Below are 24,478 nucleotides of genomic sequence, written 5' to 3'. Positions count from 1 at the left end.
AGCATCATTACGCCACTATCTGACCGCCCGGTTGACGTTTTAAATAAGTATGGATTATGAATAACAGAAGAACACGGACTAAATAAGGAATAAAAATGCAAGGAAATCTCAAGCTCTATGGCCTTTTTGTTGGCCTGACGGTGACCATTATGATCACCTGCGACACGTTGGTTTATAAGGTCTTTGATATCTATGGTTTTAAAATAACGGCAAGCGGCATTGTATTCTCCTTGTGTTTCTTGATATCCACATTGCTGACTGAGGTTTATGGCTATAAATTGTCGGTAAGAGCAATATGGATCATGGTGTTCTGCCAAAGCTTATATGTCATAATACTTAATCTCTCAGCCGTTATTCAGCCAGAAAACAACGATATCGCCACACACTATTATTCTTTATACCATGAATTCTGGCGAGTCATGATAGGCACCTGGGTGTCCGTTCCGGTCGCTTATTTCGTCAATGGTTTTATTATTTCAAAGATGAAGATTATCTTCTCCGGCAAATACTTCTTTATCCGATATATTGTTGGCTCCATGTCTACACAGGCCGCCCTGTTGCTGACAGCCTATCCGATCAGTCTTTCAGGAAAATACACCTTCATGGAGTTGGTTAATATCATAAGCACGACGTGGTCTTATAAAGTTGTCGTCTCTATTGTATTACTGCCGCTCGCCATCGCCTTAGTCGAGTGGGTGAAGAAGATAGAAAACACCGATCATTATGATTGGGGCACCTCATACAATCCATTTAAGTAATATCAACAGGGTCTCGCATGAAAGTAATTCAGATTAGCGACATACATATTATGCCTAATGAAAGCGCGCTGGCTTCGAAGCATCTTGCTAATTTCGACAGGGCCATTGACTTCATTAATGCCAATGCCGATAAAATCAATGCCGACTTAATCATTGTGACGGGTGACATCTCTCATGATGGCGATATCCCCTCTTATGAGCGCTTCTTTAAGATAATGAACCGCACTTCCTTACCTTTCTATTTTTTCCCAGGCAACCACGACAACAAAAAGAACCTGGACGATGCAGCCCGTAAGCAGGGTGGCAGCTACGATATAAACTCGTTTGAAGATGACGAATGGCGCATACTCAGCATCGACTCGGTGGTTGATAATGAAGATTTCGGCAGAATCTCGACGCAATCGCTCGACACGCTTGAAAAAGCCATCGTCGCAAGTGACAATAAAAAGGTCGCCGTCTTCTTGCATCATCATCCTATTCCGGTAGGCACCCCGATTGTTGATAGCTGTATGTTAAACAATGCCGAGGAGTTTTTGAGCCTCTGCCAACGATTAAACGTTAAGTTTATCGGCTCAGGCCATGCACATACGCTATTCCAAAGAAAGCTGGGGGAAACCTTAGTCTCTGTTTCCCCGGCGATTTGTTCGCAATGGAAGAACGGCACAAGCGGTGTCAGCAGCATAGACAATTCGGCTTTCAGCGTGATTACGTTCGATGAGCATATTCACGTCGAACCCTGGTTTATTTAATCAACGTCAGTATTGTTTTTTTAGACCTGTCGCTTTTCTTAGCATTTTTCAATGAGGCAGAGAGTGCTCTGCCTTCCTTTACCCCGGCATAGAAGGCTATTTTCGTCGCATCCAAGGACTCGGTTTTGTCGACAAGATCGCGATCCCTTAGAAAATCCGCCCCTGATATTGATATCGAGTCAACATCGTTTTTCAACGTCCACATACAGTTTCGTTTCTCTTCATGAATCGACAGTTTGGCCGAGGCGATTTTTATTTTAGATTCGGTCTCGGCGATAAAAGCGATATCTTTCGGGTTAACATGCCTGAGAAAATCGCCCTCGATGAGTTGCCCCCAGTTTTTTTTCACGAAAGTATGGGTGCCAAACTCTTTGAAAAGCCAATATCCATCCGCCGTTCGGATCACGCTACGATCTAACGTATAGAGGTAACTGGGAGAGTATATTTTTCTTAACCTTCTCATTATGTTAAATAAGTCCATTTATTTCAGCCTCTTTATCGTTTTCAATAGAACACCGACGATCGCATAATCGCTATAGGACTTCACACTGCTATCTGAATCTAATGAGATGTTTGTAAACAACAAGTCGCCGTCGGAAACAAAAACTCGCCTTAAGCATATTGGGTAATTTTTCAGCTTAACCAGGACGATATCGCCATCGCAAAATGGCTCCTTGAGCGAGATCACACAATACGTTCCACGGTCTAATTCAGGCGACAGTGAATTATTCGTTATCTCTACCACAAACAGCGAATCGTCCGTCATGTCATCGACTTCTGTCGTATAGGTATCTGCCGTTCTGATCGTGTTGGCCAGAAAACGTTCTACATCGCTGTAGCTAATGAGTGGAAGCGATCTCACATTGTGTTTGGCCTCTCCCGTGACGCTTAAATCCTTGTCAGTCAGCTCCCCTACTTTTACGCTGAAAAATTCACCAATGGACGCAAGCGTAGAGATCGTGGGATTTCCCACGCCTTTCCTCAGATTATTGATCGTGGCAATACCTATCCCTGTTTCGCTGCTCAACCGACTGGCGTCAATCCCGTGCATGCGCATGAGGTAAGTAAGGTTTTCACCTATCATTTTCAATGACATACCATTTTCTTCTGATATTTTAATGTTGTTTGGTTGCATTATAATGTTTTAAACCTATACTTTAGTGTCATTAAAGTGAATTAAAAACATTAAACCACTTCTAGGGTGGCTATGACAATGACTCGGGGCCTTTGGTATACGAAATATAAATACAATACATTGTAATATAATAATTTTATTGTGAATCACCGGTCTTGCCGAACATGACTGGCTGCCTTTTAAATGATTCAATTTACTTATAAAAATGCTGTCTGCACAGGCTAACTCATATGCCCGTTCATCAAACATCAGAGGCGCTTTACAACGCCCGGGATATCTTCATCGCATTCACGCCATAGCCGACGCAGGAGAAACCCAAAATGCTAAACATTAACCCCGCAGCAATTTAACGCACAGAAGCCAACCTGGAGAGCAAATCGCATCCCGGTTCGATAATTTTAAAGGAAATGAGATGAGTGCTTTATTCATCGCTCATCGAGCGACCATTGGCCAACACTCGGGATTTTTTCTCTGTCAGAACGCGAAGAAGCTGCGTCAGCGCCCGTAGCGCCGAGTTCCGGCGCATACCTGCATTGATCGATATTATGCCAAGAACGGCGACCAGAAAGGTGGCGTCGGGCCCCCAACACCAGGGAGCCCCCAGCCCGACGCCACCGCCTTACATACTGATTAGTAAGGGAGAAGAATGTAGGTTGCGGAGGATAATCGTGCCCTTTGAATATTCACGCACGAAGTGAGCGAGGAAAATGCAGACCACTGGCCAGACGTAAAGAAAAGATTCAGTGGCAGGCTTGGCAGCCCGCTGCGCAAGTAAGAATAAACGCCTTATGCAAAATTGCGCCCCCCTCTTGCCAACCCGCCTTCCTCAGGCCAGAATACTGTACATTAAATCAGTGTTTACAGGTGAGTCATGTTTGTAGAATTAGTGTACGACAAGCGCAACGTCGCTGGGCTACCCAACGCCGCCGAGATTATTCGCAACGAGCTGGAAAAACGCGTGCATGTGCTGTTCCCGGAGGCGGAGGTGCGCGTGAAGCCGATGCAGGCCAACGGCCTGAACTCCGACGCCAGCAAAAGCGATCGTGAGAAGCTGAACCGAATGTTGGAAGAGATGTTCGAAGAAGCGGATCAGTGGCTGGTCACTGATATTTGAACCCTGTCTGATAGCCGGACTCGCCCACCGGCTATATTTCCGCCAGTATATGCAAACGTTCAGCCCTTGGCTAATGGGATTGACGCCGTGCCTCCCCCATCCGGTTATCGGTTGGTTAATGTTAATATCGATGCTATTCGAAGCGCGCACTGCTGCAGTGTGCACTTTTCTAGCGCACCAATACCATAACAAAAAGCCCCAGCATCGCTGCTGGGGCCTCTGTCATGGTGCCGGCTACCGGAATCGAACTGGTGACCTACTGATTACAAGTCAGTTGCTCTACCTACTGAGCTAAGCCGGCTGAATTTGGCGGAAGGACAGAGATTCGAACTCTGGGAGCTGTTACACTCGACGGTTTTCAAGACCGTTGCCTTAAACCACTCGGCCATCCTTCCAATGGGCGCTGATATTAGCGATACCGTTATGAAATGTCTATCGTTTTGATGCAAAAAAATGGCACAACCGGTGCAGTTGCCTAAACTTCAGGCCTTAAACGCTTAAAAAATGAAAAGCCCCGCGCAAGCGAGGCTTTTTTGGTCGGCCGAAACGCGATTATTTCGGCTGAGAATCGTAGTCTGAACAGGTTTGATAGCCCTTGTTCATGACATGGCCCGTGTCGTTGTAGCTGACAAAGTAGGTTTGCACCTTGCCGTCGCGCGGCGCCACCGCATAGGTGTCGCAGGTGCCCTGCGCATGAACGAGTGTGGCAGTGGTCGACGGTGGACCCGCGATAGCCCGCACCTGCTGCTTGGTCATCCCTACTTTGACATCGCTGACCACCGGCTCATTGACATAGCTGGCTGCGCGATCATAGGTGGTACAACCGGCAAGAATGGAGAATACCGCCGCAGTGCCGACGGCCAAAACCAACTTCTTCGTCATAGCTTGTCCTCTTGGAGTGCATTTGTTGTTCCCTAAGTCTAGAAGCGGGAAGGCTTTTCTACAAATTCCCCTTTGTCGATCGGTGCGCTTTTGCTCTCAAAAGGCCATCGCAGCATCCCATCAGATTCAAAAACCGAAATCGCTCAGGGCCGGGACATCGTCCGGGCGCCGGCCGAGCGGCCAATGAAAACGCCGATCCTGTTCGCGGATCGGCATGTCGTTGATGCAGGCGTGACGGTTGATCATCAGCCCCTCCTGATTGAACTCCCAGTTCTCATTGCCGAAGCTGCGATACCAGTTGCCGGAATCGTCGCGCCATTCATAGGCAAAACGCACCGCGATGCGCGCGCCGTCAAACGCCCACAGCTCCTTAATCAGCCGATACTCCAGTTCTTTCGCCCACTTGCGTTGCAAAAAGCCGACCACCGCCGCGCGCCCATCGACAAATTCCGCGCGGTTACGCCAGTGGGTATCGAGGGAATACACCTGCGATACACGTTCGGGATCGCGGCTATTCCAGGCATCCTCCGCCAGCCGCACCTTCTTGATAGCGGATTCGCGGGTAAAAGGCGGCAATGGGGGTTTAATGCTCATGTTTATCTCCTGAGTGAAGGCGTGTAGACAACTCTGTCTACATCATTACGCTAGCGCATGTAGACAGAGTTGTCTACAATGACTCGGAAATAGCCAGGGAGAAAATGATGACCGCCGATCTCAACGCCTTACCCGCCCGCCAGCGTATCCTGCTGACGGCGCACGATCTGTTTTATCAAGAAGGGATCCGCGCCACCGGCATCGATCGCATCATCAAAGAATCGGGCGTGACCAAGGTGACCTTCTATCGCCACTTTCCCAGCAAGAATGATTTAATTACGGCGTTTTTGACCTATCGCCATCAGCAGTGGCTCACCTGGTTCAGCACATCGCTGGCCCATCATGTGGCGCAAACCGGTGGGCTGCTGCCGGCGTTGGCGCCCTGCCTGGCGGAGTGGTTCGACGAACCGCGCTTTCGCGGCTGCGCATTTATCAATACGGCGGTGGAAATCGCCGATCTGCTGCCGGAAAGCCTGCACATCGCCAGCCGGCATAAGCGGCAAATGGCGGAGGAACTGGCACGTCACCTGCCCGCCGGCCCACAGCAGGAACAGCAGGCAGCAATGCTGGCGATGCTGATCGACGGCGCCATCGTCAGAGTGCAGATAGAGCGGCAACCGCAGGCGGCGCTGCAGGTGCTGAATGCCGCTCTGGCGTTGCTGGCACAAGGCGGGTTCGATCAGTAATTGGCCCAGATGCCCGGCGTCACCAGTTCTAACAGGTGGGCGTCGGGATCGCGAAAATAAATACTCTCCCCGCCGTGTTCCCAGCGCATCCGCCCCTCAATCTCCACGCCGTTGGCCGTCAGATGCCGTTCCCAGTGTGGCAGTTGCGCTTTCGCCACCGCCAGCCCGATATGCGCTGGCCCCACGCCATCGTGCGCAGGAATAAACCCGGTAGGATAGTGCGCCCCGCGCAGCGAGTCGCCCTCGATAAACAGCAACAGTACGCTTCGATCGCCGACGTTATAGGCGCGAAACCGTTCGTTAGCGACCATCGCCGGCAGTTTCAGCACCTCCCGGTAAAAAGCGTCCGCGCGTTCAATATCGCTGACGTACAGCACCGTTTCGATCACCTTGTCGATCTTGAGTTCCATATCATCCCCCTCTTTTTCTGTACTGACAGCGTAGGCTTAGAGGAGGAAAACCACGGTACTTCCCGTGCCGATAGCGGATCAATCCGTGCTTTTTTACCGGCTTACAGGCAAAAAAAACGCGGCCCGAAGGCCGCGCGATGACGTTCACACTGAGGTGCTTAGAACTGGTAAACCAGGCCCACGGCAACCACGTTGTCGGTGTTGATACCGGCAGCGTCGGTGAAGTCGTTGTTGTCCACCAGGTTGATTTTGTAATCAACATAGGTGGACATGTTTTTGTTGAAGAAGTAGGTCGCACCCAGGTCGACGAATTTGACCAGATCTTGATCGCCGTAGTCCTTGCCGTTGCCGGCGCGGCCCAGGTCTTTACCTTTGGTCTGGTTATAACCCACGAACGGACGCAGACCGAAGTCGAACTGGTAGTGCGCGTAGGCTTCGAAGCTCTGCGCCTTGTTGGCGTAGCCATAAACGCTGCTGTCAGAACTACCGAAACGCGCCGCATTGTAGGACTGGGTGAACATCACCGCCAGGTAGACGTCGTTGGCGTCATATTTCAGACCGCCGGAGTACCCTTCGGCCTTGTCGCCGCGACCCATGATGTTCTGATGACCGTTACCGCCGTTCTGCTCGCTGGTACGACGCGAGTTGAAGAAGGCACCTGCGGCGCTGATGCCGTAGCCCATGTCATAGCTCATGGACATACCGTAGCCTTCGCCGTTTTGACCCAGAACGTCACGACCGTTGTTGGTCTCTTCGCCGTTGCCGTTTTTACCCTGGTACTGCAGGGCGAAGTTCAGGCCGTCAACCAGACCGAAGAAGTCGTTGTTACGGTAGGTCGCCAGGCCGCTGGAGCGCTGGAACATGAACTGGTCGGCGCCGTAGGTCATACCGTCGAACTCAGGCTGCAAGTCGGTATACGCCGCGACGTCGTACAGCACGCCGGTGTTACGGCCGTAGTCGAAGGAGCCATAGTCGCCGAATTTCAGACCGGCGAAGCCGTAACGGGTGAAGTTCTTGTTGTCCTGGCTTTCAGCGTGATTCAGGTTCGCCTGATATTCCCACTGGCCGTAACCGGTCAGCTGATCGCTGATTTGCGTTTCGCCGCGCAGGCCAAAACGCATATAAGACTGATCGCCGTCCACGCCGTTGTTGCTGGAGAAATAGTGAAGACCGTCGACTTTACCGTACAAATCCAGTTTATTACCGTCTTTGTTGTAGATTTCCGCCGCGCCTGCTGTGCCTGCAACCAGCAGTGCGGGTACCATCAGAGAGAGTACTCGAAGTTTCATCGTTATTATCCTCGTTAATTATGTCGAGCTACGGCCACTGCCCTTTTCGAGCATTATTAGCACGACTGTGCATTACCATTCTGGTAACAAGGGTTATATTAATCCAGAAAGAAAATGATACCAAGTATCCGATAGTGTTTCAGTGTAATTAATAAAGGTTTCCAAATGTAAATACGCGCGAACTTTCACAAAACATTACAGACAAACAAAATAAAGCACTTAAAGACAAAGAATAGATTAATTGATAAAAAATCATGTAGTTATACATATCTTTAAGAAAAAAAAGCCAACCATACAATTGAGCCAGACAATAAGCACATTGTGCCAAAACGCCGTCCGCACGCAGCCGCTATAATCACCTCGCTATCATCATTATTTTCATTATTACCTTCATTATCCGAGATCCGAGGATAATTTCTGCACTCCTTTAACCGGCTTCTGGCCGGTTTTTTATTTTTCTCCATACTCTCCTCACAATTCCGACTCGTACAAATAGCACGCAAATAAATAACCTAATGATATAGTTTCATTAATTTACTTTCGCACTAATTGCTAATCTTTTCCCTTATTTTAGTCTACAAATTGAAATTACTTTTCATTTCGTGCTTTATCCCACCGATTATTTCCCGCCGCAGGCACAATTAGCCGCAGAGTTTCAATTCTGATAACCTGAAAAAAGTGCACCTCCAGCGAGTAAAATTCATGATGCCCTTTCAACCCGACGTGCTGTGGCGGCGGCTACAAACCTCCCCCTTCCGCGCTCGCTTCCGTTTAAATGCCAAAGACCAGACTTATCTCGACGGCAAGGGATTGCCGCTGATACTCAGCCATGCCCGCGATTTTATCGACCGCCGCCTGGCCGCCGCCCATCCTAAGAATGACGGCAAGCAAACACCGATGCGCGGCCACCCGGTGTTCGTCGCCCAGCATGCCACCGCTACCTGCTGCCGCAGCTGTCTGGAAAAGTGGCACGGCATACCGCAAGGCGTCGCACTGAACGAGCAGCAAAAGGAGTATATTGTCCAAGCTATCGCGCTGTGGCTGGTGCGCAGAGGCGGTGCCAGGGAGATGTCAGGCGCGAATATTTTCGATCCGGATCGCGGATTGTGATAAAAACTGTCAGTAACTTTCACCATTCTTTTGACCCAAGATCCTGACGCTTACATGACAGCTACCTTGTGCAATGAACAGCAAACGCCCGGCATTCCTCAACAGATCGCCACCCGTCTGGCCTTTTTCGTCGCCGGTCTCGGCATGGCCGCCTGGGCGCCGCTGGTCCCCTTCGCCAAAGCGCGCATCGGTATCGATGACGGTTCGCTCGGCCTGTTGCTGCTCTGTATCGGCGCCGGCTCCTTGTTGGCGATGCCGCTGACCGGTTTCCTGACCGGCAAACTGGGCTGCCGCGCGGTGATCCTGATGGCGGGTCTGGGATTGTGTATTGATCTGCCGCTGTTGGCACTGATGGATTCCCTCGGCGGCATGGCCGTAGCGCTGCTGCTATTCGGTGCGGCAATCGGCATGATCGACGTAGCGATGAACGTTCAGGCGGTGATCGTCGAACGCGCCAGCGGCAAGGCGATGATGTCCGGCTTTCACGGTTTCTTCAGCATCGGCGGCATTGCCGGCGCCGGCGGCGTCAGCGCGTTGCTGTGGTTGGGGCTGACACCGCTGCAATCCACCCTGCTCACCGTGCTGGCGGTGATAGTCCTGCTGGCGCTTGCCAGCCGCCATCTGCTGCGTGAGAGCGGCGCCGACGACGGCGGGCCGATGTTCGTCTTGCCGCGCGGTTGGGTGATGTTCATCGGCATTCTGTGCTTTATCATGTTTCTGGCGGAAGGATCGATGCTCGACTGGAGCGCGCTGTTCCTCACCACGTTGCGCGGTGTCGAACACAGCCAGGCCGGTCTGGGCTATGCGCTGTTTTCCATCACCATGACGCTCGGCCGCCTCAATGGCGATCGGGTGGTGAACTCGCTGGGCCGCTACCGGGTGCTGCTGCTGGGCAGCCTGTGTGCCGCTTTCGGCCTGGGTCTGGCCATCGCCTTCAATCACGCCACCGTTTCGCTGGCCGGTTTCATGTTGGTCGGCCTGGGCGCCTCGAACGTCGTGCCGATCCTGTTCAGCGCCGCAGGCAACCAGCGCGACATGCCGGCCAATTTGGCGATCGCTTCCGTCACCACCGTCGGCTATGCCGGTATTCTGGCCGGCCCGGCGCTGATCGGCTTCATCGCTCAGTTTTCCAACCTGACGGTGGCCTTCGCCTGCGTAGCCGCTCTGCTGTTGGCGGTGACCGCCAGCGCCAGGGCCGTCACTCGCTGATTCAGGAATGCGCAGCCACTATGCAAAATAAACAACTGACCATCAGCTCCAGCAACATTACCCGCTGCTTCCTGCTGTTTATCGTGCTGCTGACGATCGGCATCGGTCTGTATGGCTACAACTACACCAATGCCTGGCTGGCGGAAAAGAAATACACGCTCAATAGCATCGCCGGTTCGCTGCAAAAGCGTATCGATACCTACCGCTATATGACCTATCAGGTCTATGACAAATTCGGCAATGCGCCGGCGCAGAATGTCGATCCCGGTTTGCAGGAAACCCGCCTGCGGCCCGACGTCTATTATGTCGAGAAACCGCACAAGAAAACCGACGCGGTGATCTTCGGCAGCCATGACGAGAACACGCTGGCGATGATCGCCAACATCTCGGACTACCTGGATACCCGCTGGGGCGCCAAGACCGAGAACTACGCCATGTATTACCTCAATGGTCAGGACAACAGCCTCAGCCTGATCACTACCCAGCCACTCAAAGAGCTGGCTTCGCGCTTTCGGGAAAGCTACCTGACCACCTCGGCGGACGAACGCCGCGCCGAGATGCTGCAGCAGGCCAATATGCTCGACGAACGCGAGAGCTTTTCCGATCTGCGCAAGCAACGCTTCCAGAACGCCTATTCGTTTTCGATTCGCACCACCTTTAATCAGCCGGGGCATCTGGCGACGGTGATCGCCTTTGATTTGCCGATCAACGACATCATTCCGGCCAATCTGGCCCGCGCCAATTTCCTGCTGCTGCCGGATGATGTCGATCTCGACGACAGCACCATCCCGTCGGAAACCGTCCTCGGTACCCATGCAACGATGAGCGGGGGCTGGGTGGAGTTCAGCGCCGCCCTGCCCAATGCGCCGCTGAAGGTGGTGTATCGCGTTTCGGCTATCAATCTGGCCATCGATCTGCTGCGCAACAACATCTGGCTGATCGCAGTCAACTTGCTGCTGCTGGCGCTGTCGATGCTGAGCATCTACTTTATCCGCCGCCAGTACATTCGCCCGAGCGAAAACATGGCAGTGGAACTGGAGGCCGAGCGCGCGCTGAATCGGGAGATCGTCTCCAGCCTGCCCTCCGGCCTGCTGGTCTACAGCTTCGCCAACAATACGGTGATCGCCAGCAACAAAATCGCCGAACACCTGCTGCCGCATCTCAGCCTGCAAAAGATCGCCCATATGGCCGAACAGCATCACGGAGTGATCCAGGCGACGGTCAACAACGAGGTGTATGAAATTCGCATTTTCCGCAGCCAGCTCTCACCGGACACCTACCTGTTCCTGATGAACGATCAGGATAAAGAGGTGATGGTGAACAAGCGACTGCAGCAGGCGCGGCGCGAATACGACAAAAACGTTCAGGCGCGCAAACTGATGCTGCACAATCTGGGCATCGAGCTGAATCAGCCGGTACGTCAGATGCACGATCTGGTCGACCGCCTGCACAACCGGCCGGATGAGGAACAACAGCAGGCGCTGCTGGGCCAGCTGACGACGGCGTCGGCTTCGGTACTGGAGTTGATCGATAACATCACCCTGCTGACCCGGCTGGAAACCCAGGACTGGCAACCCACACGCGAGCCGTTCAACCCAACGGCGCTGATCGACGAGTTACTGCTGGAGGCCCTGCCTGCCCTCAATCAAAAGGGGCTGGCGCTGTTCAAGCATTTCCAGCTGGACGTCGAGCAGAACTATATCGGCGACGCCAACGCGCTGCGCAAGGTGATCTCGCTGCTGGTGCATTACGCCATTATCACTACCGCCTGCGGCAAGATTTCTCTGGTCATCGACCATGAGCCCGAGCACCCTGACCGCCTGATTTTCCAAATCAACGACACCGGCTCCGGCATCTCCAACGAAGAGATCAGCAACCTCAACTATCCGTTCCTCAGCCAGACGCTGGTGGACCGCTTCAACCACGGTTCCGGCCTCACCTTCTTCCTGTGCAATCAGCTGTGCAAGAAGCTTAACGGCCAGTTGGACATTCGCAGCAAGGTGGATATCGGCACTCGCTACACCATTCGCGTCGCCATGGAGATGGAGAAAAAAGAACCGCAGGAGCAGGAAAAGCTGCTCGACGGCGTCACCGCCCTGCTGGACGTCACGTCGGATGAAGTGCGCGGCATCGTGACCCGCCTGTTGCAGGCCTACGGCGCCGACTGTCTCGTCGCCGAAGATCGCGCGGTCAATCGCGATTATGACGTGCTGCTGACGGATAACCCGCAGCGGGCCGATGACTACACACTGCTGCTGGCGACCGATGAGCCGGGTTGGCAAGCGCTGGATAAACGCTACATTCGGGTGAACTACAACCTGAACGGCGCATTAATCGACGCCGTGCTGATGCTGATCGAACAGCAAATGGCCGCGCTGGAACAGGAAGAAAGCCCGCTTTCATTGAGTTCAGAAGATATCCAACTCTATGAAAAACAATTGAAATCAAGTGATTACTATGGGCTGTTTGTCGATACAGTACCCGACGATGTCAAAAAACTGTATACTGAGGCGGGCAGCAGTGATTTCAATGCGCTGTCACAAACCGCACACCGCCTGAAAGGCGTGTTTGCCATGTTAAATCTGCTTCCCGGCAAGCAGCTGTGCGAATCGTTAGAACAGCGTATCGCAGAAGGTGATGCGCCCGAGATCGAGAATAACATCAGTCAGATTGATTTTTTCGTCAGCAGACTGCTGAAGCAAGGTAGCCAACAACATGAATAACCTGAACGTAATTATTGCTGATGACCATCCTATCGTACTGTTTGGCATCCGGAAGTCACTTGAGCAAATTGAATGGGTGAATGTCGTTGGGGAGTTCGAAGACTCAACCGCACTGATCAACAATCTGTCCAAGCTGGACGCCAACGTGCTGATCACCGATCTGTCGATGCCGGGTGACAAGTATGGCGACGGCATCACGCTGATTAAGTACATCAAGCGTCACTATCCGCAGTTGTCGATCATCGTGCTGACCATGAACAACAACCCGGCGATCCTGAGCGCGGTATTGGATCTGGATATCGAAGGCATCGTGCTGAAACAAGGCGCGCCGACCGATCTGCCGAAGGCGCTGGCCGCCCTGCAGAAAGGCAAGAAGTTCACGCCGGAAAGCGTCTCTAAACTGCTGGAAAAAATCAGCGCCAGCGGCTATGGCGACAAACGCCTGTCGCCGAAAGAAAGCGAAGTGCTGCGTCTGTTCGCCGAAGGTTTCCTGGTGACCGAAATCGCTAAGAAGCTCAACCGCAGCATCAAAACCATCAGCAGCCAGAAAAAATCGGCGATGATGAAGCTGGGCGTCGAGAACGACATCGCCCTGCTCAACTATCTCTCGTCCGTCAGCATGACGCCGTTGGACAAAGACTAAAGCCCGCCTCACGGCAGGTGAACGCCAAACAGGCACGGCATCCGCCGTGCCTGTTTGCTTTTCAGGCCTCGCTGCGGCTGTAGCGCACCTGTTGACTGTAGTAAGCCAGCGTCTGTTCCAGCGTCTCCAGCGTAACCGGTTTCGACAGGCAATTATCCATGCCCGCCTCGAGACAGCGCTGCTTCTCTTCCGCCAGCGCGTTCGCCGTCACGCCGATTACCGGCGCGCTGAACTGCATCTGTCGCAGTTCCTGCGTCAGGCGATAACCGTCCATGTTCGGCATATTGACGTCGGTCAGCACAATATCGACGTGATGCTGTTTCAGTACGCCGAGCGCGTCGACGCCGTCGTTGGCGGTCACCACCTGATACCCCAGCGACCCCAGCTGATCGGACAACAGGCGACGGTTGATCGGATGATCGTCGACCACCAGCAGATGAATATCGCCGTTGTCCGCCGCGCTGGCCTTGGCGGGCACCGGCAGCTGCACCAGCCCCTCTGCCGCGCCGCCGCCGACGCCAAACAACCGGTTGAGCAAGGTCAACGTTTCACGCGGCGTGGAGGTGCTGTGCATCCAATAGCCTGGCCGGGTTTCCTGCGACGGGCCGATATGCTCGGTGGAGAATTGGATCTGAGCCAGCAGCGGCGTGTCCAGCATCAGCGGGTAATCGCTGAGCAGCACCTCACCGGCAGCGGTCTCCTGCCCGTCATAGCGTTGGATATCGGCGCCGTAACCGCCCAGGATCGCCATCAGGTAGCTTTCCAGCCGCTGATTGCGGATATCTAGCCACAGCCGCCGGCCCTGCCAGGTATCGCTGGCCTGCGGGATCGGGAACTGGGCGTTGAACAGCGGAATGCGAATGCTGAACAAGCTGCCCAACCCCGGTTCGGACTCGACAGAGACATCGCCGTCCATCAGGTTGACCAATTTTTCGCAGATCGCCAGCCCCAAACCGGTTCCCTGGAAGTGGCGCTGAACACCGGTCCCCACCTGGAAGAACGGGTCGAACAGGCGCGAGACCTCTTTCTCCGGAATACCGACGCCGGTATCGCGCACGCTGAACTCCAGGTAGCTGCCGCGGGTGCAGACCTGCAGCACGATACAGCCGGTATCGGTGAACTTGATGGCGTTGTTCACCAAATTGGAGAGCACCTGCTGTAACCGCACCGGATCGCCGAAGATGCGCTCCGGCACGTTCTGTTCGATAAAGCAGTACAGCCCCAGACGTTTCTTGACCACCAGCGGCAAATAGTTGCCGGCGATATGGGTGATCACCTCCAGGCAGGAGAACTCGCGCGGTTCGATCTTCAGCTGCTCGGACTCGATTTTGGAGAAGTCGAGAATATCGCTGATGATTTTCAGCAGCAGGCCGGAAGAGTTGTTCATCGCATTGACCAGCCGATCGACCCCTTGCGGCAACGCCTTGGTTTGCAGCAGATCGAGGTTGCCGATAATGCCGTACAGCGGCGTGCGCAGCTCATGGCTGACGGTAGCCAGGAACATCGATTTGGACTGGCTGGCCTGCTCCGCCGCCGCCGCCATCTCCTGCAACGACTCTTCCATCTTCACGCGCGCGCTGACGTCCACCAGCACGCAAATCGCCACCTCTTCGTTACGGTAGCGCGAGTGAACAAAGCTGATCTGCAGGTTGTTGTTGTTGCTGGTCATCACATCGACGAAATTCGCCTGCTGTTCGCAAATGATACGCGTAATGCGATCGCGATCTTCGTGGGTCAACAGGTTGATGTAGTTATGCGCCAGTTCGTTACTCAGGATATTGGTACCGTCGCTGATGCGCAGGATACAGATACCCACCGGCGCCGAGGCGACGATCTTGCGGTTGAACTGCTCGTGCTCTTCCAGGCGAAACGCGTTGTCCTCCGCCGGCAGGAACATCTTGCGCTCAAACAGCCACGCCAGCGTGAACAGCACGATGGCTGACAACAGGTTCAGCAACAGCGCGTTGAGGATCAGCATTTTGAAGCGTTCCACCACGCTTTTCACCGGCAGTGCATAGACGATGCTCAGCGAAGAAGGTGGCAGCGCTTTCTTCAGAATCAGGTCGCGGTAATTGTCGACATAGCCGAAGTACGCGTGCTCTACGGGATAGCTGTTAAGTGAGGCGGCATAACGATCGCCGTCCGCCAGACGCAGCACCGGCTCGTTGTTCTCATCCAGCAGCGTGACGCCGATCGGCAGGTTGCCGGCGGTAACGAAATCCTCCAACCGAACGGTTTGTTCGATGCCCAACAACGCCTCCAGCTTGTTGCCGATATAGATCGGCGTCAGTACATACAGATAACCGACGTCCGGCCGCTGCGCGCTGGGGCTGATCCAATACAGGTTGTTGTCTTTGTCCTGATTCTTGGCGTTGCGGTATTTCAGAATGCGCTCGTGCAGTGACTTCAGCACATTTTCCCGATTGGCACTCGCATTGCCGCCGCCGAATTCTGCCATACACAGGCTGTCGCCGCCGATGAAGAACACCCGGTTGAGATCGTAGGCCGCTACGAAGTTCTCTTTCCAATACTGGATCAGGCCGCTCAGTGAATCGAGCGAACTGCGGTAGGTGGTGCTCAGCGCACAGTTGGACTCCGGGTACAGCGGAAAGAATTGCGGCGGGCTGCCCTTGCCGGGAAACACGCCGCTGAACATGTCCAGGCTGCTGACTGACCCGTTGAGGCGGTTCTCCGCCATATACTTGATGTCGCGGATGATGTCGGCGGAATGGCGGATATAGCCCTGTGCCTGGTCGAAATTGAGGTTGTACTCCTGCCGGATGTCCGATTCTTTCTGATGCAGGATATTCAGAATATAAAAGGTGGTGAGCAGCGCTCCCAACGACCACAGCAAAATCGCCAGCACCCGGAACAGATAGCGGGATATCTTCAGCGTAGTTCGAAAAGAGGCTAAGTATTTCAATCGGATACCATACGAAAGTCAGTGGCGGCGCACGCTATCGCCGGCACGGCGGCCGGCGGCTCGGTGCGCCAATTAAACCATATAACTGAAAAAGGGCCTAGCATCGCTGCCAGGCCCTTTTGTCTCAGTGCATTACGGTGTCGGCATGCCGACGCCCTCACCTTGCTTTAAACGTTGTCGTCGTCCATCGGCTCAGCCGCGTCGTCGCCATCGTCCAGCGGCGTGGTGTCTTCTTCCACCGCTTCCGCGCCCGGTTCCAGACTATCCAGCTCTTCGTCTTCCACCGGTTCGGCCACGCGCTGCAGACCGACGACGTTTTCGTCTTCCGCCGTGCGGATCAGCGTCACGCCCTGGGTGTTACGGCCCACCACGCTGACTTCCGAAACGCGGGTGCGCACCAGCGTGCCGGCATCGGTGATCATCATGATCTGGTCGCTGGTTTCCACCTGCACGGCGCCAACCACCTGGCCATTACGCTCGCTCACCTTGATGGAGATAACCCCCTGGGTGGCGCGTGACTTGGTCGGATACTCGGTCACGGCGGTACGTTTACCGAAGCCGTTTTGCGTGACGGTCAGAATGTCGCCTTCGCCGCGCGGCACGATCAGTGAGATCACGCTGTCGCCTTCGCCGAGGTTGATGCCGCGCACGCCGGTCGCGGTACGGCCCATCGAACGCACCTGCGCTTCCGGGAAGCGCACCACTTTACCGTTGGCGGAGAACAGCATCACTTCGTTGCTGCCGTCGGTCAGATCGACACCAATCAGCTCGTCGCCCTCGTTGAGGTTGACGGCGATGATGCCGGCGCTGCGCGGACGGCTGAACTCGGTCAGCGCGGTTTTCTTCACGGTACCGCTGGCGGTGGCCATGAACACGTGGCGCCCTTCTTCATACTCGCGTACCGGCAGGATGGCGGTGATACGCTCATCGGCTTCCAGCGGCAGCAGGTTGACGATTGGACGACCGCGCGCGCCACGGCTGGCTTCAGGCAGTTGGTACACCTTCATCCAGTACAGGCGGCCACGGCTGGAGAAGCACAGGATCGTATCGTGGGTGTTGGCCACCAGCAGGCGATCGATAAAGTCTTCTTCTTTAATACGCGCGGCGGACTTGCCTTTGCCGCCGCGGCGCTGGGCTTCATAGTCGGACAGCGGCTGATACTTCACGTAGCCCTGGTGAGACAGGGTCACCACCACGTCTTCCTGGTTGATCAGGTCTTCGATGTTGATGTCGGAAGTATTGGCGGTGATCTCGGTGCGACGGCCGTCGTTGTACAGCTCTTTGACCGCCACCAGCTCTTCGCGGATCACTTCCATCAGGCGCTCTGGGCTTTCCAGAATAAAGATCAGCTCGGCGATGAAGTTGAGCAGCTCTTTATATTCTTCCAGCAGCTTTTCGTGCTCCAGGCCGGTCAGTTTCTGCAAACGCAGATCCAGAATCGCCTGAGCCTGCTGCTCGGTCAGGTAGTACTTGCCGTCGCGGATGCCGAACTCCGGCTCCAGCCACTCAGGGCGGGCGGCGTCGTCACCGGCGCGTTCCAACATGGCGCTGACGTTGCCCAGATCCCACGGCTGAGCTACCAGTGCGACTTTCGCTTCCGCCGGGGTCGGCGCACGGCGAATCAGTTCGATGATCGGATCGATGTTGGCGAGCGCGATAGCCAGCGCTTCCAGGATATGGGCGCGATCGCGGGCTTTGCGCAGTTCGAAGATGGTGCGGCGGGTGACCACTTCGCGGCGGTGGCGCACGAAGGCTTCGAGGATGTCTTTCAGGTTCAGCAGTTTAGGCTGCCCCTGATGCAGCGCAACCATGTTGATGCCGAAGGTGACCTGCAGTTGTGTCAGCGCATACAGGTTATTCAGCACCACTTCGCCGACCGCATCGCGTTTGACTTCGATGACGATGCGCATGCCGTCTTTATCGGACTCGTCGCGCAGCGCGCTGATGCCTTCCACGCGTTTTTCTTTGACCAGCTCGGCGATCTTCTCGATCAGACGCGCCTTGTTCACCTGATACGGGATCTCGTGAACGATGATGGTTTCGCGCCCGGTCTTGGCGTCGGCTTCCACTTCCGCGCGCGCGCGCAGGTAGATTTTACCACGCCCGGTGCGGTAGGCCTCTTCAATACCGCGGCGGCCGTTGATGATCGCCGCCGTCGGGAAGTCTGGCCCCGGAATGTGTTCCATCAGCCCTTCAATGCTGATGTTTTCATCGTCGATATAGGCCAGGCAGCCGTTGACGACTTCCGCCAGGTTGTGCGGCGGGATATTGGTGGCCATGCCCACGGCGATGCCCGATGCGCCGTTGACCAGCAGGTTCGGGATCTTGGTCGGCATGACGGCCGGGATCTGCTCGGTGCCATCATAGTTAGGCACGAAGTCGACGGTTTCTTTTTCCAGATCCGCCAACAGTTCGTGAGCAATTTTGGACATGCGCACTTCGGTATAACGCATCGCCGCGGCGGAGTCGCCGTCGACGGAACCGAAGTTACCCTGACCGTCCACCAGCATGTAGCGCAGTGAAAACGGCTGAGCCATACGCACGATAGTGTCGTAAACCGCGCTGTCACCGTGCGGGTGATATTTACCGATCACGTCCCCGACGACACGGGCCGATTTCTTGTATGGTTTATTCCAGTCGTTACCCAATACGCTCATCGCGTACAGAACGCGGCGGTGAACCGGCTTCAGTCCATCACGAACATCTGGCAGCGCACGTCCGACAATAACGGACATCGCATAGTCCAGATACGAGTTTTTCAACTCGTCTTCGATGTTTACCGGTGTGATTTCTCTGGCAAGGTCGCTCATGGAGCTGCTATCCCTCTACTAATGATTCATCTGCCCGCTGCCATAGTGGCAAAGGTGTAAAACTATATCACAAAGCACGCTTTACGGGAAAATAACCGCCGCTGTTTCACGGAAATTGTGCAGATAAGTGCGCTAAAAACGCATCGGCGCAGACGATGCCGCGCCGGAACATGTATAATCCGCGCAACGAGAACAAGGAGCCAGACCAGCCCATGAACGCAGAATCATCCAGCCGAGTGCAAAACGTTGACCACCAGGAAATCGCCAAGTTCGAGGCTGTCGCCTCCCGCTGGTGGGATCTGGAAGGCGAGTTCAAACCGCTGCACCGCATCAACCCGCTGCGCCTGAACTACATCATGCAGCGCGCCGGCGGCATCTTTGACAAGCAGGTGCTCGACGTGGGCTGCGGCGGGGGCATTCTGGCGGAAAGCATGGCGCGCGAAGGCGCCAAAGTGACCGGCCTGGACATGGGCGCAGAGCCGCTGCAGGTCGCCCGGCTGCACGCGTTGGAAAGCGGCATGGACGTCACCTATGTGCAGGAAACCGTAGAAAGCCACGCTCAGGCCAATCCGCAGCGCTACGACGTGGTCACCTGTATGGAGATGCTGGAGCACGTGCCCGATCCGGCCTCGGTGGTGCGCGCCTGCGCCCATCTGGTGAAACCGGGCGGTCACGTGTTCTTTTCCACTATTAACCGCAATACCAAAGCCTGGCTGATGGCGGTGATCGGCGCCGAGTACGTACTGAAGATGGTGCCGCAGGGCACCCACGATCATAAGAAGTTTATTCGCCCGTCCGAACTGATCGGCTGGGTCGACGGCACGCCGCTGCGCGAAAAGCACATGATCGGCCTGCATTACAACCCGATCACCGATCATTTCAAGCTTGGGCGCAACGTTGACGTGAACTACATGGTGCACACCCAGCACGAAGGTTAAGCACGGTAAACCGCGCCGGCCCTGCATTACCGGGGGGCGGCGCCAACGCGGTATTAGGAAAAATACCTAATTTCCGCGACTTCGATCAAAATAGCGGTTGTAGACAGTTTTTTAGAATATTAAATCAGATCAATATGCCGTTTTTTTCTAACGTTTAATAAAGCGCCAAACGATCGGTTTTTTCAGTTTTTCAGTAAAATCTGATCGTGCTTATTGACAAGCTTGTCGCGCCAGTCACGGCGCGCACTGCGAACGGCAAGTGGCATTTCACCCCCAAGTTATCCACAAATTAGGCCGGTTTTGTTCACTTGCAAACGCCGTTTTTTCTCACTATCTTGTTACCTCACCGACATACAACCCCTATATATAGTGTTTACATACTGAGCAGAGCGACTACACTTCTGCTTAGGGGCACCATACGGACAGGTAAAACACCACATGAACCAAAGTCTGCTTGTAACTAAACGCGATGGCCGTAAAGAGCGCATCAATCTCGACAAAATCCACCGGGTCATCGATTGGGCCGCTGAGGGATTACACAACGTCTCGGTTTCTCAAGTAGAGTTGCGTTCACACATTCAGTTTTATGACGGCATCAAAACCGCCGACATTCACGAAACCATCATCAAGGCCGCAGCTGACCTGATCTCCCGCGATGCGCCGGACTATCAGTACCTGGCCGCTCGCCTGGCGATCTTCCACCTGCGTAAAAAGGCTTACGGCCAGTTTGAGCCACCGAAGCTGCACGCCCACGTCACTCGCATGGTCGAGATGGGCAAATACGATAAGCATCTGCTGGAAGACTACAGCGCTGAAGAGTTCGAGCAGATGGATTCCTTTATCGATCATTGGCGCGACATGAACTTCTCTTATGCCGCCGTCAAGCAGCTGGAAGGCAAATACCTGGTGCAGAACCGCGTCAGCGGCGAAATCTACGAAAGCGCCCAGTTCCTGTATTTGCTGGTGTCTGCGTGCCTGTTCTCCAACTACCCGCGTGAAACCCGTCTGGACTACGTCAAACGTTTCTACGATGCGATTTCCACCTTCAAGATTTCGCTGCCTACGCCGATCATGTCCGGCGTGCGCACCCCAACCCGCCAGTTCAGCTCCTGCGTGCTGATCGAGTGCGGCGACAGCCTGGACTCCATCAACGCCACCTCCAGCGCCATTGTGAAATACGTTTCGCAGCGCGCCGGCATCGGCATCAACGCCGGCCGCATCCGCGCGCTGGGCAGCCCGATCCGTGGCGGTGAAGCCTTCCATACTGGCTGCATTCCGTTCTACAAACACTTCCAGACCGCCGTCAAATCCTGCTCGCAGGGCGGCGTGCGCGGTGGCGCGGCAACGCTGTTCTACCCGATGTGGCACCTGGAAGTAGAAAGCCTGCTGGTGTTGAAAAACAACCGTGGCGTTGAAGGCAACCGCGTGCGTCACATGGACTACGGCGTGCAGTTGAACCGCCTGATGTACCAGCGTCTGATCAAGGGCGAAGACATCACCCTGTTCAGCCCGTCCGACGTGCCGGGGCTGTACGACGCGTTCTTCGCCGATCAGGACGAATTCGAGCGCCTGTACACCCAGTACGAGAAAGATGACAGCATTCGCCAGAAACGCGTGAAAGCGGTTGAGCTGTTCTCGCTGATGATGCAAGAACGTGCCTCTACCGGCCGTATCTACATCCAGAACGTCGACCACTGCAACACCCACAGCCCGTTCGATCCGCAGATCGCGCCGGTGCGTCAGTCCAACCTGTGCTTGGAAATCGCCCTGCCGACCAAGCCGCTGGAAGACGTCAACGACGAAAACGGCGAGATCGCGCTGTGTACCCTGTCCGCCTTCAACCTGGGCGCGATCGACAGCCTGGACGATCTGGAAGAGCTGGCGACCCTGGCGGTGCGTTCACTCGACGCTCTGCTGGATTATCAGGATTACCCGATCAAGGCTGCGCACCGTGGCGCGATGGGTCGCCGCACCCTGGGCATCGGCGTCATCAACTTCGCTTATTACCTGGCGAAGAACGGCGTACGCTATTCCGACGGCAGCGCCAACAACCTGACCCACAAAACGTTCGAAGCCATTCAGTACTACCTGCTGAAAGCCTCCAACCGTCTGGCTCAGGAACAAGGCGCTTGCCCGTGGTTCAACGAAACCACTTATTCGCAGGGCATCCTGCCGATCGACACCTACAAGAAAGACCTGGATGCGATCTGCAGCGAGCCGCTGCACTACGACTGGGAAACCCTGCGTAAAGAGATCCAGGAAACCGGCCTGCGCAACTCGACGCTGTCCGCCCTGATGCCATCGGAAACCTCTTCGCAGATTTCCAACGCCACCAACGGCATCGAGCCGCCGCGCGGCCACATCAGCATCAAGGCGTCGAAAGACGGCATCCTGCGCCAGGTGGTACCGGAGTATGAGCGTCTGAAAGACAACTACGAGCTGCTGTGGGAAATGCCGAGCAACGACGGCTATCTGCAGCTGGTTGGGCTGATGCAGAAATTCATCGACCAATCGATCTCGGCCAACACCAACTACGATCCGACCCGCTTCCCGGGCGGCAAGGTGCCGATGAAGCAGCTGTTGAAAGACCTGCTCACCACCTACAAGTTCGGCGTGAAAACGCTGTACTACCAAAACACCCGCGACGGTGCGGAAGACGCCCAGGAAGATTTGCAGCCTGCCAAGGCCGGCGATGACGACTGCGAAAGCGGCGCCTGCAAGATCTAAAGTTTGACCTAGCGGGCCGGAATTTTCCGGCCCCTTCATTTAGCCACGTTACGATGGATTCAGGCTTATGGCTTACACCACTTTTTCTCAGACCAAAAACGACCAGCTGCAAGAGCCGATGTTCTTCGGCCAGTCGGTAAACGTTGCGCGTTTCGACCAGCAAAAGCATGAAATCTTCGAAAAGCTGATCGAAAAACAGCTCTCCTTCTTCTGGCGCCCGGAAGAAGTTGACGTTTCCCGCGACCGTATCGATTACCAGGCGCTGCCGGAGCACGAGAAGCACATCTTCATCAGCAACCTGAAATATCAGACGCTGCTGGACTCCATCCAGGGCCGCAGCCCGAACGTCGCCCTGCTGCCGCTGATCTCGATCCCTGAGTTGGAAACCTGGGTGGAAACCTGGTCGTTCTCCGAGACCATCCACTCCCGTTCCTACACTCACATCATCCGCAACATCGTCAACGATCCGGCGTTGGTGTTCGACGACATCGTCACCAATGAAGAGATCAAGAAGCGCGCGAAAGACATTTCCGGCTACTACGACGATCTGATCGAGATGACCAGCTACTATCACCTGCTGGGTGAAGGCACCCACCAGGTGAACGGTAAAACCGTCACCGTCAATCTGCGCGCGCTGAAGAAGCAGCTGTACCTGTGCCTGATGAGCGTGAACGCGCTGGAAGCGATCCGCTTCTACGTCAGCTTTGCCTGCTCCTTCGCGTTCGCCGAGCGCGAACTGATGGAAGGCAACGCCAAGATCATCAAGCTGATCGCCCGCGACGAAGCGCTGCACCTGACCGGCACCCAGCACATGCTGAACCTGATGCGTTCCGGCGCCGACGATCCGGAAATGGCGGAGATCGCCGAGGAATGTCAACAGCAGTGCTACGATCTGTTCGTGCTGGCCGCCCAGCAGGAGAAAGAGTGGGCGGAATACCTGTTCCGCGACGGCTCGATGATTGGCCTGAACAAAGACATCCTGTGCCAGTATGTGGAATACATCACCAATATCCGCATGCAGGCGGTCGGCCTTGGTCTGCCGTTCGAAACCCGCTCCAACCCGATCCCATGGATCAATGCCTGGTTGGTGTCCGACAACGTGCAGGTAGCGCCGCAGGAAGTGGAAGTGAGCTCCTACCTGGTTGGCCAGATCGACTCGGAGATCAACGCCGACGACCTGAGCGACTTCGAACTGTAAGCGATGGCGACGCCAATCGTAACGCTGCGCGCCGCCGGCACGCAGCTCTCCTGCCCCAACAGTGAAAACTGTCTGCTCGACGTGCTGGAACTGCACGACGTGCAGGTGGAGTATCAGTGCCGATCCGGCTATTGCGGTGCCTGCCGCCTGAAGCTGGTGAAAGGTGAAGTGACCTACCGCCAGCAGCCGCTGGCGTTTATCAACGCCGGCGAGATCCTGCCCTGCTGCTGCATGCCGCTGACGGATATCGAGCTGGAAATGTAAAGTCGGGTGCCGGAAACCGCGCCTGGAGACCAGAAGGCGGGGTTGCCCCCGCCCTATGATTACCGCTTCACCTCACACGCCAACCTGATCAGGATAGTGATATTTTCCTGGTAGATTTTCAGCTCGCACAGCGAGTCTCTTATCATCCAGATAAATAACAAAACCGTAATACATACAACGGTTAGCGAGTGAAACACATGCCTTAAGCGCATGCTTGCCTCCTTGCTGTGAAGGGGCTACCATAACGGTGTCTAGGCGTTAGGGCAGCCCCATTCTGATTGAGAGTCAGTTTGGGGCTTTCATCTATCCGCCTTGT

The 24,478-nt window shown here is 55.0% G+C and carries 21 protein-coding genes and 2 tRNA genes; 12 read left to right on the top strand and 11 right to left on the bottom strand.

All coding sequences use genetic code 11. The features are described 5' to 3' along the window. Positions 1-95: 95 nt before the first annotated feature. Positions 96-758, top strand: coding sequence for a VUT family protein (locus ACJ8IL_RS18305; RefSeq protein ID WP_025303625.1), 663 nt, complete (start codon positions 96-98; stop codon positions 756-758). A 17-nt stretch (positions 759-775) separates the two neighbouring features. Then, positions 776-1,507, top strand: coding sequence for a metallophosphoesterase family protein (locus tag ACJ8IL_RS18300; RefSeq protein WP_442516721.1), 732 nt, complete (start codon positions 776-778; stop codon positions 1,505-1,507). Here ACJ8IL_RS18300 and ACJ8IL_RS18295 read toward each other — a convergent pair. Together ACJ8IL_RS18295 and ACJ8IL_RS18290 are read right to left on the bottom strand one after the other, a co-directional pair. Next, positions 1,500-1,988 carry a hypothetical protein gene (locus ACJ8IL_RS18295; protein ID WP_043136490.1) on the bottom strand — a complete coding sequence of 163 codons (489 nt, stop codon included), beginning with the start codon at positions 1,986-1,988 and terminating at the stop codon, positions 1,500-1,502. The genes ACJ8IL_RS18300 and ACJ8IL_RS18295 overlap by 8 nt on opposite strands. Then, on the bottom strand, positions 1,989-2,642 hold the full coding sequence (locus ACJ8IL_RS18290; protein ID WP_043136493.1) for a helix-turn-helix domain-containing protein: 654 nt from the start codon (positions 2,640-2,642) through the stop codon (positions 1,989-1,991). Between the two features lie 871 nt (positions 2,643-3,513). Between ACJ8IL_RS18290 and ACJ8IL_RS18285 the strand changes: the two genes are divergently transcribed. Then, entirely contained in the window at positions 3,514-3,756 is a 243-nt protein-coding gene (locus tag ACJ8IL_RS18285) for a DinI family protein (RefSeq protein WP_025303629.1), read from the top strand. Positions 3,757-3,981: 225 nt separating this feature from the next. On the opposite strand, the gene ACJ8IL_RS18280 is transcribed toward ACJ8IL_RS18285, so the two are convergent. The 4 genes from ACJ8IL_RS18280 to ACJ8IL_RS18265 all read right to left on the bottom strand — a co-directional run bounded on the left by ACJ8IL_RS18280 (position 3,982) and on the right by ACJ8IL_RS18265 (position 5,232). Beyond that, positions 3,982-4,057 (bottom strand) — tRNA-Thr (locus tag ACJ8IL_RS18280). Between the two features lie 6 nt (positions 4,058-4,063). Further along, a tRNA-Ser gene (locus tag ACJ8IL_RS18275) sits at positions 4,064-4,151 on the bottom strand. 157 nt (positions 4,152-4,308) lie between these two features. Beyond that, positions 4,309-4,638 (bottom strand): osmotically-inducible lipoprotein OsmE, encoded by a 330-nt coding sequence (gene osmE / locus ACJ8IL_RS18270; protein WP_025303630.1) that lies wholly within the window; start codon positions 4,636-4,638, stop codon positions 4,309-4,311. 126 nt (positions 4,639-4,764) lie between these two features. Then, positions 4,765-5,232, bottom strand: coding sequence for a nuclear transport factor 2 family protein (locus ACJ8IL_RS18265; RefSeq protein WP_197770281.1), 468 nt, complete (start codon positions 5,230-5,232; stop codon positions 4,765-4,767). 107 nt (positions 5,233-5,339) lie between these two features. Between ACJ8IL_RS18265 and ACJ8IL_RS18260 the strand changes: the two genes are divergently transcribed. Then, the gene (locus ACJ8IL_RS18260) at positions 5,340-5,918 is read left to right on the top strand and encodes a TetR/AcrR family transcriptional regulator (protein WP_049203662.1); all 579 of its coding nucleotides are present in this window, start codon (positions 5,340-5,342) and stop codon (positions 5,916-5,918) included. Here the strand turns inward: ACJ8IL_RS18260 and ACJ8IL_RS18255 are convergent. Both ACJ8IL_RS18255 and ompC read right to left on the bottom strand, forming a co-directional pair. After that, the gene (locus ACJ8IL_RS18255) at positions 5,912-6,328 is read right to left on the bottom strand and encodes a VOC family protein (protein WP_025303633.1); all 417 of its coding nucleotides are present in this window, start codon (positions 6,326-6,328) and stop codon (positions 5,912-5,914) included. The genes ACJ8IL_RS18260 and ACJ8IL_RS18255 overlap by 7 nt on opposite strands. Positions 6,329-6,486: 158 nt before the next feature. Then, positions 6,487-7,617 (bottom strand): porin OmpC, encoded by a 1,131-nt coding sequence (gene ompC, locus ACJ8IL_RS18250; RefSeq protein WP_025303634.1) that lies wholly within the window; start codon positions 7,615-7,617, stop codon positions 6,487-6,489. A 702-nt stretch (positions 7,618-8,319) separates the two neighbouring features. On the opposite strand from ompC, the gene ACJ8IL_RS18245 reads away from it, so the two are divergent. Genes ACJ8IL_RS18245 through rcsB form a run of 4 tightly spaced genes read left to right on the top strand, consistent with a single transcriptional unit; the run spans position 8,320 to position 13,302 of the window. Continuing rightward, positions 8,320-8,727, top strand: coding sequence for a DUF4186 domain-containing protein (locus ACJ8IL_RS18245; protein ID WP_062826730.1), 408 nt, complete (start codon positions 8,320-8,322; stop codon positions 8,725-8,727). Positions 8,728-8,781: 54 nt separating this feature from the next. Continuing rightward, positions 8,782-9,936, top strand: coding sequence for an MFS transporter (locus ACJ8IL_RS18240; RefSeq protein ID WP_049294881.1), 1,155 nt, complete (start codon positions 8,782-8,784; stop codon positions 9,934-9,936). Positions 9,937-9,956: 20 nt separating this feature from the next. Continuing rightward, positions 9,957-12,659 carry a phosphotransferase RcsD gene (rcsD, locus tag ACJ8IL_RS18235; protein ID WP_049207299.1) on the top strand — a complete coding sequence of 901 codons (2,703 nt, stop codon included), beginning with the start codon at positions 9,957-9,959 and terminating at the stop codon, positions 12,657-12,659. Further along, positions 12,652-13,302 carry a response regulator transcription factor RcsB gene (rcsB, locus tag ACJ8IL_RS18230; RefSeq protein ID WP_004935900.1) on the top strand — a complete coding sequence of 217 codons (651 nt, stop codon included), beginning with the start codon at positions 12,652-12,654 and terminating at the stop codon, positions 13,300-13,302. The genes rcsD and rcsB overlap by 8 nt, the downstream gene beginning before the upstream one ends. A 61-nt stretch (positions 13,303-13,363) precedes the next feature. Here the strand turns inward: rcsB and rcsC are convergent, their stop codons facing one another. Beyond that, positions 13,364-16,225, bottom strand: a complete 2,862-nt coding sequence (gene rcsC, locus ACJ8IL_RS18225; RefSeq protein ID WP_025303638.1) for a two-component system sensor histidine kinase RcsC — start codon at positions 16,223-16,225, stop codon at positions 13,364-13,366. 167 nt (positions 16,226-16,392) lie between these two features. Beyond that, positions 16,393-19,035, bottom strand: coding sequence for a DNA topoisomerase (ATP-hydrolyzing) subunit A (gyrA, locus tag ACJ8IL_RS18220; protein ID WP_049203668.1), 2,643 nt, complete (start codon positions 19,033-19,035; stop codon positions 16,393-16,395). 212 nt (positions 19,036-19,247) lie between these two features. Between gyrA and ubiG the strand changes: the two genes are divergently transcribed. The 4 genes from ubiG to yfaE all read left to right on the top strand — a co-directional run bounded on the left by ubiG (position 19,248) and on the right by yfaE (position 24,162). After that, on the top strand, positions 19,248-19,973 hold the full coding sequence (ubiG, locus tag ACJ8IL_RS18215) for a bifunctional 2-polyprenyl-6-hydroxyphenol methylase/3-demethylubiquinol 3-O-methyltransferase UbiG (RefSeq protein ID WP_025303640.1): 726 nt from the start codon (positions 19,248-19,250) through the stop codon (positions 19,971-19,973). A gap of 438 nt (positions 19,974-20,411) precedes the next feature. Next, positions 20,412-22,700 carry a class 1a ribonucleoside-diphosphate reductase subunit alpha gene (gene nrdA, locus ACJ8IL_RS18210; RefSeq protein WP_025303641.1) on the top strand — a complete coding sequence of 763 codons (2,289 nt, stop codon included), beginning with the start codon at positions 20,412-20,414 and terminating at the stop codon, positions 22,698-22,700. A gap of 67 nt (positions 22,701-22,767) precedes the next feature. Then, positions 22,768-23,898 (top strand): class Ia ribonucleoside-diphosphate reductase subunit beta, encoded by a 1,131-nt coding sequence (nrdB, locus tag ACJ8IL_RS18205; RefSeq protein WP_019453694.1) that lies wholly within the window; start codon positions 22,768-22,770, stop codon positions 23,896-23,898. A gap of 3 nt (positions 23,899-23,901) precedes the next feature. Further along, on the top strand, positions 23,902-24,162 hold the full coding sequence (gene yfaE, locus ACJ8IL_RS18200; protein ID WP_025303642.1) for a class I ribonucleotide reductase maintenance protein YfaE: 261 nt from the start codon (positions 23,902-23,904) through the stop codon (positions 24,160-24,162). 59 nt (positions 24,163-24,221) lie between these two features. On the opposite strand, the gene ACJ8IL_RS18195 is transcribed toward yfaE, so the two are convergent. After that, positions 24,222-24,374, bottom strand: a complete 153-nt coding sequence (locus tag ACJ8IL_RS18195) for a Hok/Gef family protein (protein ID WP_004935921.1) — start codon at positions 24,372-24,374, stop codon at positions 24,222-24,224. Positions 24,375-24,478 lie beyond the last annotated feature (104 nt).

Source organism: Serratia sp. CY47444 (assembly GCF_052168635.1).
Classification (GTDB): domain Bacteria; phylum Pseudomonadota; class Gammaproteobacteria; order Enterobacterales; family Enterobacteriaceae; genus Serratia; species Serratia bockelmannii.
Note: the sequence above shows the minus strand (reverse complement) of the source record. Positions and strands in the feature narration are given on the sequence as shown.